Annotated in this window: 15 protein-coding genes and 2 rRNA genes; 7 read left to right on the top strand and 10 right to left on the bottom strand. The window is 42.6% G+C overall.

Translation table 11 applies throughout. The features are described 5' to 3' along the window. Positions 1-88 precede the first annotated feature (88 nt). Positions 89-877, top strand: coding sequence for a nitroreductase family protein (locus tag ACTJLE_RS01010; RefSeq protein ID WP_481267040.1), 789 nt, complete (start codon positions 89-91; stop codon positions 875-877). 32 nt (positions 878-909) lie between these two features. Here the strand turns inward: ACTJLE_RS01010 and ACTJLE_RS01005 are convergent, their stop codons facing one another. Then, positions 910-1,167 carry a hypothetical protein gene (locus ACTJLE_RS01005; RefSeq protein ID WP_116971496.1) on the bottom strand — a complete coding sequence of 86 codons (258 nt, stop codon included), beginning with the start codon at positions 1,165-1,167 and terminating at the stop codon, positions 910-912. Between the two features lie 343 nt (positions 1,168-1,510). Here ACTJLE_RS01005 and ACTJLE_RS01000 point away from each other — a divergent pair, with 343 nt between their 5' ends. The 6 genes from ACTJLE_RS01000 (at position 1,511) to ACTJLE_RS00975 (ending at position 9,009) form a co-directional block, all read left to right on the top strand. Further along, positions 1,511-3,037 (top strand): aminotransferase class I/II-fold pyridoxal phosphate-dependent enzyme, encoded by a 1,527-nt coding sequence (locus ACTJLE_RS01000; protein WP_481267039.1) that lies wholly within the window; start codon positions 1,511-1,513, stop codon positions 3,035-3,037. A gap of 382 nt (positions 3,038-3,419) precedes the next feature. Then, positions 3,420-4,850, top strand: coding sequence for an ATP-binding protein (locus tag ACTJLE_RS00995; protein WP_481267038.1), 1,431 nt, complete (start codon positions 3,420-3,422; stop codon positions 4,848-4,850). 267 nt (positions 4,851-5,117) lie between these two features. Continuing rightward, positions 5,118-6,380, top strand: a complete 1,263-nt coding sequence (locus ACTJLE_RS00990; protein ID WP_481267037.1) for an MFS transporter — start codon at positions 5,118-5,120, stop codon at positions 6,378-6,380. Between the two features lie 267 nt (positions 6,381-6,647). Continuing rightward, positions 6,648-7,319: a response regulator gene (locus tag ACTJLE_RS00985; protein ID WP_481267036.1), complete on the top strand. Its 672-nt coding sequence runs from the start codon at positions 6,648-6,650 to the stop codon at positions 7,317-7,319. Further along, positions 7,316-8,476, top strand: coding sequence for a histidine kinase (locus ACTJLE_RS00980; protein ID WP_481267035.1), 1,161 nt, complete (start codon positions 7,316-7,318; stop codon positions 8,474-8,476). The genes ACTJLE_RS00985 and ACTJLE_RS00980 overlap by 4 nt, the downstream gene beginning before the upstream one ends. A 161-nt stretch (positions 8,477-8,637) precedes the next feature. After that, entirely contained in the window at positions 8,638-9,009 is a 372-nt protein-coding gene (locus ACTJLE_RS00975; RefSeq protein WP_481267034.1) for a hypothetical protein, read from the top strand. A gap of 180 nt (positions 9,010-9,189) precedes the next feature. Here the strand turns inward: ACTJLE_RS00975 and ACTJLE_RS00970 are convergent, their stop codons facing one another. The 9 genes from ACTJLE_RS00970 to ACTJLE_RS00930 all read right to left on the bottom strand — a co-directional run bounded on the left by ACTJLE_RS00970 (position 9,190) and on the right by ACTJLE_RS00930 (position 19,741). Continuing rightward, on the bottom strand, positions 9,190-9,591 hold the full coding sequence (locus tag ACTJLE_RS00970) for a type II toxin-antitoxin system HicB family antitoxin (RefSeq protein WP_464410814.1): 402 nt from the start codon (positions 9,589-9,591) through the stop codon (positions 9,190-9,192). A 117-nt stretch (positions 9,592-9,708) separates the two neighbouring features. Further along, positions 9,709-10,233, bottom strand: a complete 525-nt coding sequence (locus ACTJLE_RS00965; protein WP_481267033.1) for a hypothetical protein — start codon at positions 10,231-10,233, stop codon at positions 9,709-9,711. A 27-nt stretch (positions 10,234-10,260) separates the two neighbouring features. After that, positions 10,261-11,472, bottom strand: coding sequence for an ABC transporter permease (locus ACTJLE_RS00960; RefSeq protein WP_481267032.1), 1,212 nt, complete (start codon positions 11,470-11,472; stop codon positions 10,261-10,263). Beyond that, positions 11,456-12,166, bottom strand: coding sequence for an ABC transporter ATP-binding protein (locus tag ACTJLE_RS00955; RefSeq protein ID WP_481267031.1), 711 nt, complete (start codon positions 12,164-12,166; stop codon positions 11,456-11,458). The genes ACTJLE_RS00960 and ACTJLE_RS00955 overlap by 17 nt, the downstream gene beginning before the upstream one ends. Continuing rightward, positions 12,163-13,065 carry an efflux RND transporter periplasmic adaptor subunit gene (locus tag ACTJLE_RS00950; protein WP_481267030.1) on the bottom strand — a complete coding sequence of 301 codons (903 nt, stop codon included), beginning with the start codon at positions 13,063-13,065 and terminating at the stop codon, positions 12,163-12,165. The genes ACTJLE_RS00955 and ACTJLE_RS00950 overlap by 4 nt, the downstream gene beginning before the upstream one ends. A 313-nt stretch (positions 13,066-13,378) precedes the next feature. Further along, positions 13,379-14,710, bottom strand: coding sequence for an ATP-binding protein (locus ACTJLE_RS00945; protein WP_481267029.1), 1,332 nt, complete (start codon positions 14,708-14,710; stop codon positions 13,379-13,381). Between the two features lie 153 nt (positions 14,711-14,863). Further along, entirely contained in the window at positions 14,864-15,583 is a 720-nt protein-coding gene (locus tag ACTJLE_RS00940) for a nitroreductase family protein (protein WP_481267028.1), read from the bottom strand. An 800-nt stretch (positions 15,584-16,383) separates the two neighbouring features. After that, positions 16,384-16,500 (bottom strand): 5S ribosomal RNA (gene rrf / locus ACTJLE_RS00935). A 179-nt stretch (positions 16,501-16,679) separates the two neighbouring features. After that, positions 16,680-19,741: ribosomal RNA gene (locus ACTJLE_RS00930) — 23S ribosomal RNA — on the bottom strand. Positions 19,742-19,765: the final 24 nt, after the last annotated feature.

Raw genomic sequence — 19,765 nt, 5'->3', positions numbered from 1 at the left:
AATAAGCGGAATAATCGAAATAATCGAAATAATAAAAGTAGCGAAATAATAAAAAGATAATAAGGAAATAATAAGGGATAAGAGCAACGTGCAAAACTTACGCCATAACGAAACTATTGATACTTTACTGAATCGCCGCTCAATTCGCGCTTTTAGTAGCGAAGCAATTGACGAAGATACAGTCGCAACTCTCGAAACCGTGGCTCAGCGCGCAGCTTGCAGCCAGTTTTTGAACGACTGGTCAGCAATTAAAATTACGGATGCTTCAATTAAGCAGAAACTTTCCGAAATCGGCAATCAAACATATATTGCTACAGCTCCATTACTGTACGTTTTTATTATTGATGAGCATAGAAACGCTGCAATTGCGCGAAAAAATGGCGTAGATGTAGATACAAGTAGCGATGAGTTTATGCTTAAAACTCGTTACCGCTTTACTCAAGCACAAAACGACGTTATTTTGGCTCTTCATGCCATGGAAACAGCCGCGGAATCTTTGGGACTTGGTTGCGTAATTCTCGGTTCAATTTTGAACAGTAGAACTCAGCTTATTGATATTTTGAATTTGCCTGAATACACGTACCCTGTGCTCGGCCTGGCAATTGGTAAACCTGCGCAAAATCCGGAATTAAAGCCGCGAATGAGCGCTAATATGCAGATTTTTGAGAATACTTACCCTGCTGACGACGCTGAATTATTAGAAAATCTTGCTGATTTTGACGCTCGCGTGCATCAATACTACGATTTGCGAAATGCTAGCAGACCGGTTGACGCTTTTAGTGCGCAAATTGTTGCGTTGGCAACGGATAATAGCGCGAAAAAGCATGAGGCAGAGGATGTTGAGCAGGTTGCAAGACAAGGTTTTAATGTTGCTTAATTAGCTCCGCCTTAGTTTAACGACGTCTTGTATTAGCGCCGTCTTGGCTTGTACCCGCGTTTTCTAGACCTCGGCTTTGTGCTTGCGGATGGCGAGCGCATATCCGAATACATGCGATCCACCGGATTTTTATGCGTCAAATGCCAACAACCGCAATATTCACAAGCATAAACCCACAATTGCGCGCCGCGCTCTCTTAAACTCTGCTCCGCCGCCATAAGAGCCTGCCCTTTATTCTTGTACATGATTTTTTGGGTAGATTCGCAGCGCCTCGGAGTAAAGAAATACATAACTTTTATGGTATCAAACCGCTTAACAGAGCTTCTACGAGGTGCTCGCAATGTCGTAAATCATGCAATATTCCTAAACTTAAGCCCCCAAACATATTCGCAAAAGTTCAATATAAATTCAATTTCTTATACTTTGGTTCAATTTTTCTTCTATCTTTTTACTATTTTTCGTCATTTTTCGTCATTTTTTGAAAAAATACTATACAAAAATAATTTTTTCGACTAACATTGGGCAAATAATTCAATTTAATACTTATATTTTGAACTTTATTGTGAACTTTATTATTAGTTTATTGTCGGTTTGTTCAATTTATAAATATTGATTTTACGAGAAAGAAAGATTATGGCACAGAATTTTGCTGACGAGCTTAAGAAAGCTATGAAACGTAAGGGATACAAGCAGATTGAAGTAATCGAGCTTGCGGCAAAAAATGGCCATAAGCTTGGAAAAAGCCAGTTAAGCCAGTATTTAAGCGGCAAAACTGAGCCGCGCAAAGACGTGCGTAACATGCTTGCAGAAATTCTCGGAATCAGCGGAGACGGAATTAAAAGCGGTCATTCTTGTGCAAAAATCGAGCAAAACTGCCAATCTGCAGAAGAATCACAATTAAATCAGCCACAGCTTACGGAAGCTGAACTTTCCGAAACGCTCAAACATAGAAACTTCAACAAATCAACCAAACTTGAGCATGTGCTTTACGACGTTCGCGGCCCAGTTGTTGAAGAAGCAAACCGCATGGAAGCAAACGGAACGCATATTTTAAAGCTCAATATTGGAAATCCTGCGCCTTTTGGCTTCCGCGCTCCAGACGAAGTAATTTACGACATGCAGCAGCAGCTTATTGATTGCGAAGGCTACTCGGATAGTCGCGGACTTTTCTCCGCGCGCAAAGCGATTATGCAATACGATCAGCTTAAGGGCATTCCAGGCGTGCAAATGGAAGATATTTACACCGGAAACGGCGTTTCCGAGCTGATTAACCTTTCTATGCAAGCGCTGCTTGATTGCGGCGACGAGATTCTTATTCCAAGCCCGGACTATCCTCTGTGGACTGCGTGCGCTAGCTTGGCTGGCGGCACTCCTGTGCACTATATGTGTGACGAAAAGTCGCATTGGTACCCAGATATTGCCGATATTCGCTCTAAAATCACGCCTCGTACTAAAGCAATCGTGATTATTAACCCGAATAATCCTACGGGCGTGCTGTATAGCCGCGAAGTTTTGGAAGAGATTGTTAAGATTGCGCGCGAGTTTAATCTGATTATTTTTGCGGACGAGATTTACGACCGTCTTGTTATGGACGGTAAGAAGCATATTTCGATTGCTTCTCTTGCTCCAGACGTGTTCTGCGTAACTTTTAGCGGACTTTCTAAGTCGCATATGATTGCTGGCTTCCGTATTGGTTGGATGAGTCTTTCGGGAGATAAATCCAAGGCTCGCGACTACATTATGGGACTTAATATGCTGTCTAATATGCGCTTGTGCTCGAATGTTCCTGCGCAGTCGATTATTCAGACTGCTTTGGGCGGATACCAGAGCGTTGAGAAGTATTTGGAGCCAGGCGGACGCGTGTATGAGCAGCGCGAGTATTGCTATAACGCGCTTCAGGAGATGGATGGCGTAAGCGTTGAGCGACCAGACGCTGCTTTCTACATGTTTGTAAAGCTCGATCCAAGTCGATACAACATTCACGACGACGAACAGTTTGCTCTTGATTTGCTACGCGATCAGAAGTTGCTGATTGTGCACGGCAAAGGCTTTAATTGGCAGACTCCAGGCTACTTCCGCGTAGTCTACTTGCCGCGCTTGCAAACGCTTCGCGACGCAATGGGCAAACTCTCCAGCTTCCTCTCCTACTATCGCCAGTAGCCGCAACCCCCTGCCTATAAGCTGCAATACAAGCGACAAAAAAACTAAAGATAAATACATTTCGGAGCATTTCGGAGTATTTCGGAGTATTTCGGAGTATTTCGGAGTAAAACACCACAATAAACACAATAAAAACCCAACAAAGCTATACGAGAGTAAGGCTCAGCACACTTCGGAGTAGTTCGGAGTAGTTAAGGGTATTTCGGAGTAAAACAACAGTGTACTTAATAGCGCTCTATAAATACTCTTAATTTACTCATATAGCATTCCAGTCAAATCCTTGAAATAATAACATTCTCTATATCCTTCTTTTGATATAGTAATCACAAGAATTATTCGTATAAAAATCGCGCAGTAATGCTTCGATATTTAAGGCGGAACAATGGAAGAGTACAAGATTGAAGAGATTAAAGACCTGAAAGAAGGTCAGTATTTTGATCGCAAAAGTGCTCGCATAAAGCCTAAAGATATACTAAAACACGTCATTGCCTTTGCCAACGCAGACGGAGGCACATTAGCTATCGGCATCGATGATAATGGCAAATTATCTGGCACAAATTATACGGAGGCTCATTCTTTAGACGAATACGAACTAGCGATCCAACAAGATATCATTGGTCAGCCTTCAATCGATTACAGCAAGTTAGAATACGAATCCAAAGATGGCAAAAATGCATTATTTATCATTCATATTGATTGCTCAAAAAATAAACTTATTAAAAATCGAAGTGAAGAAGTTTATTTAAGAATTGGAGATAAAAGCGTCAAACAAAATTACTCTCAAATTAAGCAATTAGAGTATGCTAAAGGCGAAAGATTATTCGAAGATAATCTAATTCCAGACGCTAACCTGGCAGATCTTGATGAACAACTGTTGAATGAATATAAAAAACAACTTAATTGCGAACATTTACCTAATCAGCAAGTATTAGAAGCTCGCGGATTTATGCATCAAGGTCAACTAACTGCCGCATCAATTCTAATGTTTGGCAAAAATCCAAGCTATTATTTCCCACAAGCCCGTCTGAGATTCCTGCGATATGAAGGAACCCACCGTGAGACTGGCGCACGAATGAATATTGTTAAAGATCAAACCTTTGACGGACCGATTCCAACAATTATTCGACAATCACAAACAGCTATACGAGCGCAATTGCGCGAATTTGAATATCTTGGAAACGATGGAAGATTCAAAGTCGTACCAGAATATCCAGAATTTGCCTGGTTGGAAGGAATTGTTAACGCCGTAGCACATCGCGATTATTCATTAAGAGGAGATTATATTCGCGTCAGCATGTTTGACGATCGATTCGAGATATTCAGTCCTGGTTCCTTGCCAGATATTGTGACATTAGAAAATATGCGACATACGCGCTACGCTAGGAATCCCCGTATTGCTCGCGCATTAGTTAACTTCGGCTGGGTTCGAGAACTCAATGAAGGGATTAATAGAATTTATGAGGAAATGGCGGAATTTTATCTCAATGATCCTCAATACAGCCAGCCAAATCCTTACTCTTTATTGCTGACGTTAGAAAATAACTATGCTTCGCGTCAAATGCGTGTAGACGATCATATAAATGAGTTAGAGGAAAAACTAAATAATGGCGAGTTCAATGAGAACGAGCGAAAAATTCTCGCATATTCATATAGCAATGATCGAATTACCGTAAAAACAGCTGCAAATCTTATTAATATGAGTGAAGCTACAGCGCGAAAATTATTACGTGGACTTGCTAATAAACACGCTCTACTGTGGCATGGAAATTCTAAACTTGATCCTAAGCAATATTATGCGCGCATAAAGAATTAGATTAAGCACAAAGAAAACAGTTAAGAGTAGTTAAGAGTAGTTAAGAGTAAAGCACAGCAATAAACACAACAAAAACCCAACAAAGCTATACAAGAGTAGGGCTCAGCACAGTTAAGAGTAGTTAAGAGTAGTTAAGAGTAGTTAAGAGTAGTTAAGAGTAAAACACCGCAATAAACACTCATTTCACTCTCAGTCCAGAAAAAGGTGTATATCAATAGACACATATCATTCAGAATGTGAAAGAAAGAAAAGTAAGAAGAGTAAGTAATGAACGCTACAGCACGAGCACGATCGGGTTTTATTATTGCCGTTTTATCACTTAATGCTTTTCTTTTAACAAGCTGTAGATTTGGCGTGAGTCTATATCTTTTAATGCATGTTGACTTATCTCACGCAGCGCTTAACGCGGTGTCCGTAGCTCTTATGACCTGCATAGCAGCACCGCTTGGCGGCATTATCGCAGATAAATATCCACCAACTAGATTGTTTATAGCGCTAACGTTCTGCTTTGCCTTGTTGTGCACTGGATATGGTTTCGCTTTAGTATCACAGCATAATCTTATTGCTATTATGGTTACGCTACTCGGCATAATATTCGGATTCTTTACTGCATTTTCTTCACCTAATCAAAAAGTATTGATGGCGTATAGCGTACCAACTGGCGAAAAAACCAAATTTTTAGCAAGCATGCGCATGTGGATTAATCTCAGCAGGCTTGCTGCACCTGCGATTACTGGCATATTTGTTGATATATGCAATCCGCTTATTTTCTTTACGAGCATTGCTATTGTGATGATATTAGCGGCACTACCTCTACTGTTAGTTAATCTAAACCAGCAATCCCAAAATAGCGCAAATAATACGAAGACAGGAAGCAATAAAACTGCTGGTTTTGCAGCTTCTCTACACTATATGAAATCTACACCATGGTTAATAGTCTTAGGAGTAGTATCGGCATTACAATCTGGATCATGGCTTGCTGCATTTAGACTAATGGGAGCACACCATTGTCTCACACTTTTCCATTCGGCATCCACGTGGGGTTCAATAGTCAGCATATTTAACATTGGCATGATTGTAGGTTCGCTATTATGCAAATATATTGTGCTTCATTATGAGATTTTATACTCTATTTTATTACCTGGATTCCTTTCTATTCCTTTACTTATTTTCGCACTTAATAATTGGATTGCTCTTTTTCTTTGCTCTGCTTTCATTGCAGGTATTATTTTTGACGCCACTATTGTCTATGGACAAACAGCTCTTCTCGACGGCATACCAACACACATTCTCGGCGCAACTACTACTTTTACTTCTATTATGGAGCAATGCGGCATTATCGTGGGGTATGCAAGCGTACTAGCATGGGGAAATCTAAATTCATCATTATTCATAATGATTGCAGCCGGTGTAATACTTATTTCAACAGGCATAGCCTTATGGATTATTCAAACTCGTAAACAAACATACCCATCAATGCTTACCAAAGATTATTGGACACCATCAACATGGGTAAAAAGAAGCATATAACAAGCTATTTAGCGCGACAGCACAATGAAGCATAAAGCACACATGGCATTCTTTACTCATCCATCGCCATGCCTCAGTCATCGCCAAGCCTCAACCATATTGCATTAAGTTACTAAGCTTTAAGCGAACTTATTCGCTGCGGAGTAACCCCCGTAAGCTCTCAGCGACTACCTTTATAAGATTTGTAAAGGTTTTCCTAGACAAGATATTCATCATACAAATTCAAGTATTATTATTACTTAAATAATGCTTTTATAAAGGAGCAGTATGGCAGCAAAGCATATTACTGTTGGCATTGTCGACGATGATTGTTTTTGTCTACACGGCCTAAAAACATATATTGAACAGGTTGTTCCGTCCTGCAGTATTTGCTGGTTATCCGCGTACGCCGATCAAGCAATTCAGTTTTGTCAAAATCAATGCCCAGACGTGCTGCTAATTGACATGTATATGTCTGGGGTTTCGGGAATTAAAATATTATACGAATTGCGAAGAAGATACTCACTTCCAATAATAATTGCTATAACTTCATTCCCTATCAACGATTATGCTTTAAAAGCATCAACAGCGGGCGCACAAGGCATTGTTGGAAAGAACCACCCAGAAACTATTTGCGCCATGCTTAGCAGTATTGCCCATGGCACATTCAAGCCGCAAATAATAGGTGATTTTCATTTTGACGACACGATGACAGCATTTCAACGTTTGCAAAATAAGCCAAAAAAGGGACGCCTTGCTTTAACGGATCATGAGACTGAAATTGTGAAGTTGTGCAGTAAAGGCATGACCAATGCGCAAATCGCTAAACGTTTATTTGTTGAAACTTGTACTGTGGAAACTATCCTTCGTCGCGTGTTCAAAAAGTTGAATGTGACGAATCGTTCACAACTTATTACCACATGGCTGCATGATGAATATTTAGGAAATGATACACAATGATTATTTTCTTAATGCGTCGTTTGCGAGAAAAGCTTATTGACAATAAAACATTTTTACTATTGGGATGTTTGTCGAGCGCAATGGATGCATATATTTACTCAAATAGCGACAATAGCACAATACAACTTGTCATAGTTTACATGATTCTTGCTGCTATGAATCTGTTCCTTTGCTTGCTCCCGCATTTTATGAGCATGTGCTATATTTTTGTGCACCTCAGCATTCTTGTTATTCCTAGTCTGAATCTTCCACCAGTAACTTTCGGGCTCATCATATCATTTGTTTTTATTTCATATTTATATCCGATTCAATTTACACTACCTTTATTCTTAGTACTAGATGCATTACACTACGTTGCATACCGATACCTATCAACTTTGTCTTTCAAGTATCTTATTGCTTACCTTTTAATAAATATATTTTGCGTTTGCACTGGTATTATTTTGCGCATTTATCACCAAAAAATGGTTCTTTATGAAAAAGACAAGCAAACAATTAATAATCTTAATTTGGCTGTGCGAATGCACGATAAATTAACTAATAAGATTGCAGATATTGCACTACAAAGTAAAATAGCATTACTTGACAAGTCTATTTCTAAAAAGCAACGAGAAGCTATTGAAGAAATAAATGATTTGGCAGATCAGGCTTTTGAAGAAGGCCATAATATTATCGACATTCTACGTGGAAATACTGCTAAGCATGATGCTCGAAGCGAGTTCATTCAGCGCATTGAAGATACGCTACAAATGAACGACTCAATCAATGAATCATGTGGATTAAAAGGAAGATCCATATGCAATATATCTAGTAACGATATTCCTGAAGACATTAGCGATGAAATCATCTGTGAAGTTATTGAATTAATCGAAGAGCTATATTTGAACATGCGAAAATATGCTTCCCTAGTTTATTACATCAGAATTTCGATATGTAAAAAACAAATTGTTATAAAACAGTTCAATGTTCGATTTTTGGGCGAGAAAAGTAAAGATGCGATTCGCGCAGTATCTCAAAAAGGGCTTCTGCTTCATCGCGATACACTAAAGCATTTAGGCGGTTCACTTTATTTTCGAGCCTTTGGCAAGTATTGGGAATGTAATGCAGTTATCCCTTTAAAAAATGAACATGACCGTATAAATAGTATACTTTACTGATTCAGTTTAAAAGATTAATGAATCTTAAGCAGTTTTAGTTAGTAATTATTTGTAAAGGTTTTCATATACAAGATATTGTTTACCATTTAGCGCGCAATTAATTTATAAATTGTCAAGGTTTTATATACGCAATTATTTTCTTGTATTAGAAGGAGAAGAATATGAGTAATTTAGAAGATACAAAAGCACAAATTCCGTCCGTATTTTGGACAATAGCCAATGGCGTATTTCTTGCTAGCGGAATTGCGCTGATTGTAATGCGTAATGATTATCTATGGGGAGTGCCTCAAATTATCGCTGGATTATTTGGACTTGCAACCATGTTTCTCATTAAAAAACCGTGGTGCGCGCAGCTATATTTTATCGTATCTTCACTAGCTGTAATAGCAAATGGGATTATGGAAATATTCGGCATAATCCACGGATCTGGATACGGTTATGTTCCGCTGATTATTGGCATAATCGTGCTTTTATTTATAGGCCTTGACAAGGATGAAAGTTCAAAAGCTCTTGGAATTGCCAAGAATAAATAAAAGCATTAGACTGCGATTTTAACTTAAAAACATATCACAATTTTCAAAGGCCAAGCTGTAGCCATGCATACTACGGCTTGGCCTTTATTATTTATCTGTTAATGATTTATTTTGCATAGAGTTTATACGTTACTTAACAATTCATTTGCTTATAGCCTCAACCACATTGCGATTAAATCACTAAGCTTTAAGCGAGCTTATTCGCTGCGGAGTAACTCCCGTAAGCTCTGCAACATCACGAACCGTCAATCCCTGATTCCTTAATAAGCGGACCGTTTCACGCATAAGCATAGACGCTTCTTCCTGAGTTTTTATAGCTGCCGATTTTGCATCTAGCATGCGCTGAAGCATAAGCTCATCTTGCTCACTAAGTTTCGGAGTTACTTTCACGCCATTGACTTTAACATTTAACGTTGCAGCAGCGTCTTTTACCATTGCTGCAACCTGATCAAGCCTACGTACTTGAGTAAATAATCCAGGTATTTCTGGCACTTCTATAGCCCACCAACCATCGCATCTGCGAGCTATAGCTGTCACCATTTGCAAACAAGTCGTTGCATTATCATGCTCAGTAGCACTCATTGATTGAGTCTTTTCTCCAACTCTTTTCGCTTCACACATATAAGTATATGCCTATTTATCAATTCAGTAAATAGGCATTGCATACAAAATCAGCACAACAAAGCTATACAAATGCAATTACATCACAGGGCAATTAGTTTGCACATCCTGTTGGAATCCTGATGGATCTCCCAGTTTTGCTTTGCGCATGTGCTCTTTGAAAAAGTTTCGCGTTGCATCATCACAATGATCTGGATCCATAAACGGCATACTAGGCACTTTTTCAAGCTCATGCAAGGCTTTACTTGCCGCGCGCTCATCACTAGCATACGTGTCTAGCCATTGCCGTTCCCAAGCACACTGATAATAATTAGATGCTTGTGTATCGCCATATCCACTCTGGAACTGACTGTCTTTTTCTTCTCCAACCAAGTTTGCAGGAGCTTTATATTTTTCAGGCCAACTAAGCTTTGCCACAGATTCCTGATATTCCTTCTCTATATGAGCAAAATCAACAGTCTCTCTAGGCGAACTATTTTGCGAGCGCGCACCACCCACATCACTCGCATTATTGTTGCCTACTCCTCCACAAGCATTGAACATAAGAATCGCACTAAGCACACCAATAATAAGAGTTGCTTTACCAATAGTATGATTATTCATTATTCCTTCTTTCTTATTTTTTGAAAATTAACGCAATGCTAATGCTGGTTGTAAACGCGATGCTTTTATTGCCGGCACCACACTTCCAGCAAGCGCTGTGATAAAAGCCGCAATAACAGCTCCAATAGCGGCTTCATATGGGTAAACTGGCGGACTAACTGGGCTTGCTGCATCCCAAAAACTTGATGCAATAGACACAAGACCAAAAGAAACAGCGACGGCAGCAATCGAAACTATCAGCGCTAAAATAATCGCACTGCCTAACACGAGTGAAGCAATCGACCATCTAGTAGCACCCAAAGCTCTGCGTATAAGCAGTTCATGTGTGCGCTGCTCCAACGATGCTAAACCAATATTGATTAAACCTAACGCGGAAACAAAAAGCAATAATGCTGCTACGATAGCAAAACTTAATTGCAATACTGTTATCACATTCTCGTAATTATCACTATTATCATGTCTTCTAATTTCGTTTACTTGCCCACCACAACAGTCATGAAGAGCATCTGAAACATAAGATTTAATTGATTTTTGAGAACGATTTTCTTTATTCAACCAGTAGATTGAGCCTTGAGTTTCTTTTTCAGAATATTCCCAAAGAGTTGGAGCATAACGTAACAAGCCTAGAATATTCACGTATGCTTTTGCTGAGTCTACGCCATCGTTCACAACTCCAACAATCCTTATAGGACTCATTTGTGTTGTTTTGCGAGAAGTAATAAATGCTACTTCACCAATCTTGTATCTTTTGCTAGCAGATTGGTTTACTACCATTTCTAATGCGTTGCTTTTAGCGCTATTACTAAACCATCTTCCACTTACAATAGGTAAGTTATAAACTTTGTTGTATCCTGCCGTAGTATAAACAGCGTCAACATATTGAAGATTGCTGGTTTTATATTCTTTGCTTATTTTTACGCTCTTCAAAGCTGGCATAGAAGCGCTAAACAGTAGTCCAGTGTTTGGTTGTAGCATAACGTTAGCATTACGGTTTGCGGATTCAATGCGATTTAAGAATTTGTTAAATACTGAATATTCGTCAAAATTTTGTGCTGAAAAAGTAATCTCGTATGTTGGTTTACGACCGTTTAGCTGTTCGTTAGTTGCAATAAGGTAGTCCTTACCAACCGTGCCAATAAGCACTGACGCAATAACGGCAATAATGCCGATAAACATTGAAAAACCTGTAAGGAAGGATCTCATAGGAGAAAGTCGCAAATCTTTAAGCAGCATGATCATAAAGAACACCGCCTTCCATAGTAAAAATGTGAGAGCAAGAGCGAGCCACTTTCATATCATGAGTGACTAATAGTAATGTTGTTCCAGATTCTTGAACACGATCATGCAAAACTTGAAGCACTTTTTCTCCCGTACTACTATCGAGCGCACCAGTTGGCTCATCGCAAATAAGTAATTCGGGATTAGTAACGAGAGCACGCGCTATTGCAACTCTCTGCTGTTCACCGCCTGATAGCCTTCCAGGGTATTCGTTTAGTTTATCTTGCAATCCAACAGCACATAATGCTTCTTCTATCGTTTTTCTTCTTGTCTGCTTGCTTTGTTGTAGTCCTGCGTACAAAAGCGGCAACTCAACATTTTCTCTAATGCTTAAATGCTTAATAAGCGAATAGTTTTGAAAAACAAAACCAATATTTCGAGCGCGCATATGCGATACTGTAGCATCACTACACTTTTGGATTGACTTGCCAGAATAATAGTATTTTCCAGTAAAATTTTTATTCAAAAATCCAATAATAGAAATAAGACTTGTTTTGCCAGAGCCAGACCTACCAACTACCGCGTATGTTTCACCTTGATTAAGTAGCATAGAAACAGAGTTGACAGTGGTAAGCCATTCGCCATTGCCTAGTTTTACACGTGCTGACACGTCTTGTAGTTCAACCAGTGGAACAGGATTGTTTCCCATAATCATCGCACTCCTGGAATGAGATCAGGAGAAACACCTGCTACAACATCACCCTCATGCAAACCAGACGTAATTTCAATATTAGCGCCGTCACTGATTCCAAGACCAACTTCTTTACGCTCCCAATTATCGCCTTTCTTGTATGAGACTAAGCCTTTTTGGACTCTTCCAGCAACCGCACTAACAGGCAGAGTTAGAACCGATTGTTTATGCTTGCCATTAAAAACAAGCGTCGCATTTTGGCCTGATTCTACTTCTGTGGTTTTATCTATTAAACACGTTAAAACTTTTGACGATACACTAGGCGTACTTTGCTCACTAGATTCAGCCGTTTCAGTTGAATCAGCATTATCATTCTTGCTACTGCCCGAGGCTGCAACATCGGTAGAAGTTCCACCGCTTTGTACTATTTGCAAACAATTGGTTGGTCCAACACCGTCTTCAACTTGGAAGCGACCTTTAACATCTGCAATATCTGCAGAACGAAGTAAAGCTTTTGCGTTAAGGCTTATTGAAAAACCTTCATATTTAAGAGTGAATAGCGGGAAAGATTTAGGCACGTCCGCAGATGATTCAGCTACTGACACAACTTTAGCGTCTACGGGAGCAATAATTTTGTTACCAGCATTGTAGCCTAAAATACTTCCAGCTTTTACAGCACTTCCTGCTTTTACCGATGGAGAAAAATTCCCTCTACTTACAGCAGTGATAACAAAGGTAGACGATTGTTCTATTGCTGCTTTACCCGACACAACTTGTGTTAAAGGCTGTTTTTTGACTGAAATAAGTGGAACTGAATCATGCGATGCCTGCTGTTGACTATCATCAACTGCTCTACCAGCGCATGCAGTAAGCAAACACGCTGGCAGAGCAGCTAACAAGAATACTTTCGTAAACTTACGCATAACACAAAGCTCCTTACTCACCAAACTCGTAAACGCATAGGATGCGTCGAAACGAGCCTCTCAAACTGATCCAAAATAAATAAAGGGCTCGGTAATGCTGCAATTAACGCTTTTATGATTGCCACTTTATTTAGGATTTCAGCTTTTGGTTAATAGCCTATAATCGCCGTAAAGAGTTTGCATCACACTAAATGATGATTTTTATTTATGATTCTTGAAGCTTGTGTAATACCAGAGAATGATTTGTTTTGCATAGAGTCTATACGTTACTGAGTGATTGACTTGCTCAGAGGTTTAATATCACTCTATTAAATCACCGCTTAAGACTATCCTCGTTAAGCAAAAAATCAAATAGGTCCATGGTAATTACTCCACGATTATCTCTTGTAGCATGCAACCCATTTTTCGTAACTACTATCTTTTTGAAAGAATTATCAATATAGTAAAGCGAGCGCTTTTCTTGCAATGATTTTTCTTCCGTCGTCATAGCGAGCGCAGATTGTATATAATATTTTTCACTTCCCAAAGTAGCGATAAAATCTATTTCCAAAGATTTTTGCGCATAAATATCATGGTTATTTTTATCTTTTCTACCAGTATTTTCAGCAATATTCATTTCGCCAATATCTACGTTATATCCGCGATACCTTAACTCGTTGTATATAACATTTTCCATAATATGCGACTCTTCGATTTGCCTAAAATTAAGTAAAGCGTTGCGTACACCAATGTCTTCAAAGTAAATTTTGAACAAGGAATCAATGTATTTTTTGCCCTTAATATTGTACTTTTGAGCTTTGCTTACAAGAAAAGCATCGCTGTAGTAATCTATAAAACGACTAACAGTTTCCGAAGTAATTTCTCCATATCCGTGGCTAATAAACGTGTTAGAAAGTTTCCTTGGATTAACAGGAGCGCCTATTGACGAAGCTATTACTTGCAACGTTTCAGAAAGAGCCTGCTCTTTTCGCACGCCGTTTCGCTGAACTACATCTTTCAAATAAGTTTCTTTAACAAGATTTTCAAGGTATTTTATTTGTTCCTCAACATTTTGCATTTTAGCTACAAGCGGTATTCCGCCAGTAACAATGTAATCTGCCCAAGATTCTGAAATCGTTTTGCTAGAACTTTCCATGTATTCGGCAAAAGTAAGAGGTTGAACGTGAACTTCTGTGCTTCTCCCCTTAAATTCAGTAACAATGTCTGATGAAAGAAAACGGGAGTTAGATCCAGTAACATATATGTCTAAATTTGAGTGCCTTAAGTAACTGTTAAGTGTGCCAACAAAATTATCAAGCAATTGCACTTCGTCAAGGAAAATGTAAAACTTGTCGCTATCATTTATTTGCGACGCAATGTAGCGACGGAACACTTTAGCATTTATAACGTAGCCAAGTTTTTTATCTGCGATTTTTACTGGCTCGCCATTTGCGAATGGCTCAAGACGATCAATATCTTCGTCTGCATCAAAAGCGAACCGAATAATATTATTCTGCAAAACACCTTGAGAAATAAGAGAGTTATAGAACAGCTCGTTAAGAATGAACGACTTTCCCGCGCGGCGCACACCAGTAATGATTTTAACCAAACCATTCCAACTAAGCTGGTTAAGTTTCCTTATGTACCTTTGACGATTGAAAATCATTCGCATTCCTTCCCTTCCACTTCTATCTTCAATTTAGCAAAGTACTTTGGGTTTTGCAAGATAGAATTAGCGAAAATAGGGCATATTTGGCAATTCTATCTGATATTTAGCAAAGTACTTTGGGTTTTGCAAGATAGATTGGTTTGTGCGAAGTTACTTTTCTTGCGCAAGTTCGATTGGCGGATGCTCCGCGCGGAAAGCATTTACGTGCGCTTCAGACGCATACCCTAGCGCAAAACCAGTAATAAGCGCATACTCCGGCGGAATATCGAATACTTCGTCGAGTGGTGAACGCCATGTAGCAAGAACGCCAAGCGGGCATGAATCTACGCCTTGCTCAATAGCTGCCAACAGTAACGTTTGCAGCATAATTCCAGCATCCAGCGCAGCAAACGGCAGAAAATCGCGACGCACAAGCACAAATCCCATAACTGGCGCACCAAATGCCTGGAAATTGCGCAAAGTGTGAGCATTTCGAGCAGGAAAATCTTTGCGATCAATATTTAAATGTTTATACAACGCCAATCCTAAACGCGCACTGCGCTCTTTAAGCGATTGCGGATACGGAGCCATTACAGGAAAATCTCCATCCGGCTGGCTCATTTTCTGGGCTATCATGCGCTCTTCTTCGCTAAGAGTTGCGTCTTTAGTACGAAACATTGCTGTGCATTTTTGCGTATAAGCATCAATAAGCTGCTGCTTGCGTTCTCCTTGAGCAATAGCGAGCATGTAACCACGAGTGTTAGACCAGCTCGGCGATTGTGCAGCTGTTTGCAAAATAGTTTCAAGGATTTTAGAATCGACTGGTTTATTTAGAAAATCACGTGCAGAAAATCGCGACTTTGCGAGTGCTTCAAAAGTTTGTGTAGTCATGCTTTTAGTATATCGCACCAAATACGCACGCAGTACTTTCCGGCGTTTGCGCGACGACCTGCTTGAGCGCAGCATTGCGCGCGCGAAAGCAACTCGGAGCGCCGAGCTTGCTTAGAGTTGAAAGCACGGTGTGCTTTCAACGCAAGCGAGGTCTGCCTGCGTCTTTATTGACGCAGGCAGGGCAGGTTTGTGCAGCCGTGCTTTAGAAACTAGGTTGTGGCTGGCGTACGCTGACGGCCTGCTTTCGCGCTGAGATTTAGCGCGCTGTCCGTTCTTCGGACACTGGTGCAGTACGGATTCTGCGCACGGGTCGGAAGATGTGCGAAATGAGGCTCTAATGCAGATGGTGTTCTGCGTCATGGTCTCTGGTGGTGGATTATCGGACTTTCGCGCAGTACGCTTACTGCGCGCGTGTCTCTGCTAGTCTGCCTTGACCACATTTGCCGGGAGTTTATCTCGCGTTTGGAGCGTGTCGGTGTGTGTTGCGCTCCATTTGCGCGCATACTTTCTCGTGTTTGTGTACTTAGGTTGGGTGTAAGTCCACATTTGCGCGCATACTTTCTCGGGTTTGTGTACTTAGGTTGGGTGTAAGTCCACAAACGCGCGCATACTTTCTCGGTTTTGTGTACTTAGGTTGGGTGTAAGTCCACAAACGCGCGCATACTTTCCCGCGTTTGGAGCGTGTTGGCGTGTGTTGCGCTCCAAACGTGAGGATACTAGCGCGCGTTTGGAGTGTTACAAAAAACGGTAGTGTAGGTAATAAAAAAGCGGGGAGTTGAAACTCCCCGCTTGAAAGATTAATGCGGCAGCGTGCTAGTCTCCCACACCCTATCGAGTGCAGTACCCTCGCCGTGTCAGGCCTTAGCTTCCGGGTTCGGAATGGGACCGGGCGTCTCACCTGAGCCATGACCACCGCAAAATTAGATTATACACTCACATTCAGTGAGTGGCAACACGTGGCGGTTTGGGAACCGGACATGAACGCGTGTAAAAACTCTTTTATCAACTGATCGTTAAGCAAAACATTCAGTACTCATTAACGCTAGAAGAATAATACTCAAAAGGAACTCACCCTCCCCACTAACTAGAATGAGGAAGAATGTCACCATCGCCCGTTAGTACTAGTCAGCTCCACCCCTTACAGGGCTTCCACGTCTAGCCTATCAACCACGTGTTCTACATGGGGGCTCACACACTAAAGTGCAAGGAATGCTTATCTTGGAGCAGGCTTCCCGCTTAGATGCTTTCAGCGGTTATCCCTTCCGAACGTAGCTAACCGGCAGCGCCACTGGCGTGACGACCGGCATACCAGAGGTTCGTCCACCCAGGTCCTCTCGTACTATGGGCAGGTCTCCTCAACATTCCAACGAGCGCAGAGGATAGAGACCAAACTGTCTCACGACGTTCTGAACCCAGCTCGCGTGCCGCTTTAATCGGCGAACAGCCGAACCCTTGGGACCTGCTCCAGCCCCAGGATGCGACGAGCCGACATCGAGGTGCCAAACCATCCCGTCGATATGGACTCTTGGGAATGATCAGCCTGTTATCCCCGGGGTACCTTTTATCCGTTGAGCGATGCCACGTCCGTACGCCGGCACCGGATCACTATCTCCGACTTTCGTCCCTGCTCGACCCGTCAGTCTCACAGTCAAGCCCGCTTGTGCGATTACACTCAACACCCGATTGCCAACCGGGCTGAGCGGACCATTGAGCGCCTCCGTTACTCTTTAGGAGGCAACCGCCCCAGTTAAACTACCCGCCAGGCACTGTCCCTAACACGGATAACGCGTCGAGGTTAGACGCCAGATATGGAAAGAGCGGTATTTCACCTGTCGACTCCACGCAAGCTAGCGCCCACGCTTCACAGCCTCCCGCCTATGCTACACGATCCACACCTAACGACAATACCAAGGTATAGTAAAGGTCCCGGGGTCTTTTCGTCCTTCTGCGCTTAACGAGCATCTTTACTCGTACTGCAATTTCGCCGGGCTCCTGGCCGAGACAGTGGGGAAGTCGTTACGCCATTCGTGCAGGTCGGAACTTACCCGACAAGGAATTTCGCTACCTTAGGATGGTTATAGTTACCACCGCCGTTTACCGGGGCTTAAATTCACCGCTTCACCGAAGCTAACGGATCCTCTTAACCTTCCGGCACCGGGCAGGCGTCAGAGCGTATACAGCGGCTTACGCCTTCGCACGCTCCTGTGTTTTTGGTAAACAGTCGCTACCCCCTAGCTTGTGCCACCCCCAACAGCTCAACAGCGTAAAACCATATCACCATCAAGGGTCTCCCTTATGCCGAAGGCACGGGAGTAATTTGCCGAGTTCCTTGGCCAGGATTCGCCCGATCGCTTCGGTATACTCTACCAGACCACCAGTGTCGGTTTAGGGTACGAGCGGAATCACACCTCACGTTGAAGCTTTTCTTGGCAAGCAGGATCACCGGAATCAGCCTTACAGCCTACCCATCACGCCTCAGCTTTAACATCCCCCGGATTTACCTAGGAGACAGCCCACACGCTTAGCCACGGAAAACCACCTCCGCAGCCGGCTACCTACCCGCGTCACTCCCACGCTAACCTACTACCGATACAGTCCCAACACAAACAAGCCAACAACCCCGAAAGGAAGCCAGCTCATAAATGAAGGTTAGTACTCTCAGATTCAGTTCGAACGGTGTAACACCGGTACGGGAATATCAACCCGTTCATCCATTCGACTACGCCTGTCGGCCTCGCCTTAGGACTCGACTCACCCGGGGACGACGAACGTGGCCCCGGAACCCTTAGTCATTCAGCGGACGGGATTCACACCCGTCTCTCGCTACTCATGTCTGCATTCTCACTCCTGTATAGTCCACGACAAGTTCACACTGCCGCTTCACCCCATACAGGACGCTCTCCTACCCCGCATGAACAAAATTCATGCAGCCGCGTCTTCGGTGGCGTGCTTAAGCCCCGCTACATTGTCGGCGCGGAACCACTAGACCAGTGAGCTGTTACGCACTCTTTCAAGGATGGCTGCTTCTGAGCCAACCTCCTGGCTGTCTATGCGACTCCACATCCTTTCCCACTTAGCACGCGCTTCGGGACCTTAGACGACGATCAGGGCTGTTTCCCTTTTGACGACGGAGCTTATCCCCCGCCGACTCACTGCCGTGATAAACCTAACAGGTATTCGGAGTTTGGCTGCTATTGGTACCCGGTATGGGCCCGCAAGCATCCAGTAGCTCTACCCCCTGTAAGCAATAACACGACGCTGCACCTAAATGCATTTCGGAGAGAACCAGCTATCACGGAATTTGATTGGCCTTTCACCCCTAACCCCAAGTCATCCCCCCAGTTTTCAACCTAGGTGGGTTCGGTCCTCCACACGGTCTTACCCGCGCTTCAACCTGCTCAGGGCTAGATCATCCCGCTTCGGGTCCAGGACATGCGACTCAAACGCCTTTTAAAACTCGCTTTCGCTACGGCTCCCCCACCCGGGTTAGCCTCGCCACATACCACTGACTCGCAGACTCATTTTTCGATAGGCACGCCGTCACCCCACAAAGAAGGCTCCGACGGATTGTAAGCGCACGGTTTCAGGAACTATTTCACTCCCCTCCCGGGGTGCTTTTCACCTTTCCCTCACGGTACTAGTACACTATCGGTCAGACAGGAATACTTAGGCTTACCCAACGGTCTGGGCAGATTCACGCGGGATTCCACGAGGCCCGCGCTACTTGGGAATAAGCATAAAGAGACATCGCACGACAAGCTACGGGGCCATCACCCTCTACGGCTGGGAATTCAATCCCATTCACCTAGCACGACATTTTATCACTCTTCTCAACCCCGTCAGAGGCTGAACAACCAATCCCACGACCCCGAATGCGCAACACCTGACGGTTATCACACGCACCCGGTTTAGCCTGATCCGCTTTCGCTCGCCACTACTCACGGAGTATCCTTTCCTGCAGGTACTGAGATGTTTCACTTCCCTGCGTACCCCCCACAAAACTGTGGTGACCACCCATAACAGTGGCCGGGTCTCCCCATTCGGAAATCCTCGGATCAAAGCCCACTCGGCAGCTCCCCGAGGCTTATCGCAGCCCGTCACGTCCTTCATCGGTCCTGTCTACCAAGGCATCCACCATACGCCCTTACCAGTGACAAACACTAAAGTAAGAACCCATCAGCA

This window comes from Gardnerella sp. CCPDSM (assembly GCF_056754715.1).
The sequence above is the reverse complement of the archived record's forward strand: the minus strand, read 5'-3'. Positions and strand labels throughout refer to the sequence as shown.

What these genes read in the sequence shown, in the direction of transcription:
- ACTJLE_RS01005 (WP_116971496.1), bottom strand. Translation starts at nt 1,167, where the DNA reads ATGTATTTCTTTACTCCGAGGCGCTGCGAATCTACCCAAAAAATCATG.
- ACTJLE_RS01000 (WP_481267039.1), top strand. Translation starts at nt 1,511, where the DNA reads ATGGCACAGAATTTTGCTGACGAGCTTAAGAAAGCTATGAAACGTAAG.
- ACTJLE_RS00995 (WP_481267038.1), top strand. Translation starts at nt 3,420, where the DNA reads ATGGAAGAGTACAAGATTGAAGAGATTAAAGACCTGAAAGAAGGTCAG.
- ACTJLE_RS00990 (WP_481267037.1), top strand. Translation starts at nt 5,118, where the DNA reads ATGAACGCTACAGCACGAGCACGATCGGGTTTTATTATTGCCGTTTTA.
- ACTJLE_RS00985 (WP_481267036.1), top strand. Translation starts at nt 6,648, where the DNA reads ATGGCAGCAAAGCATATTACTGTTGGCATTGTCGACGATGATTGTTTT.
- ACTJLE_RS00980 (WP_481267035.1), top strand. Translation starts at nt 7,316, where the DNA reads ATGATTATTTTCTTAATGCGTCGTTTGCGAGAAAAGCTTATTGACAAT.
- ACTJLE_RS00975 (WP_481267034.1), top strand. Translation starts at nt 8,638, where the DNA reads ATGAGTAATTTAGAAGATACAAAAGCACAAATTCCGTCCGTATTTTGG.
- ACTJLE_RS00970 (WP_464410814.1), bottom strand. Translation starts at nt 9,591, where the DNA reads ATGAGTGCTACTGAGCATGATAATGCAACGACTTGTTTGCAAATGGTG.
- ACTJLE_RS00965 (WP_481267033.1), bottom strand. Translation starts at nt 10,233, where the DNA reads ATGAATAATCATACTATTGGTAAAGCAACTCTTATTATTGGTGTGCTT.
- ACTJLE_RS00960 (WP_481267032.1), bottom strand. Translation starts at nt 11,472, where the DNA reads ATGATCATGCTGCTTAAAGATTTGCGACTTTCTCCTATGAGATCCTTC.
- ACTJLE_RS00955 (WP_481267031.1), bottom strand. Translation starts at nt 12,166, where the DNA reads ATGATTATGGGAAACAATCCTGTTCCACTGGTTGAACTACAAGACGTG.
- ACTJLE_RS00950 (WP_481267030.1), bottom strand. Translation starts at nt 13,065, where the DNA reads ATGCGTAAGTTTACGAAAGTATTCTTGTTAGCTGCTCTGCCAGCGTGT.
- ACTJLE_RS00945 (WP_481267029.1), bottom strand. Translation starts at nt 14,710, where the DNA reads ATGATTTTCAATCGTCAAAGGTACATAAGGAAACTTAACCAGCTTAGT.
- ACTJLE_RS00940 (WP_481267028.1), bottom strand. Translation starts at nt 15,583, where the DNA reads ATGACTACACAAACTTTTGAAGCACTCGCAAAGTCGCGATTTTCTGCA.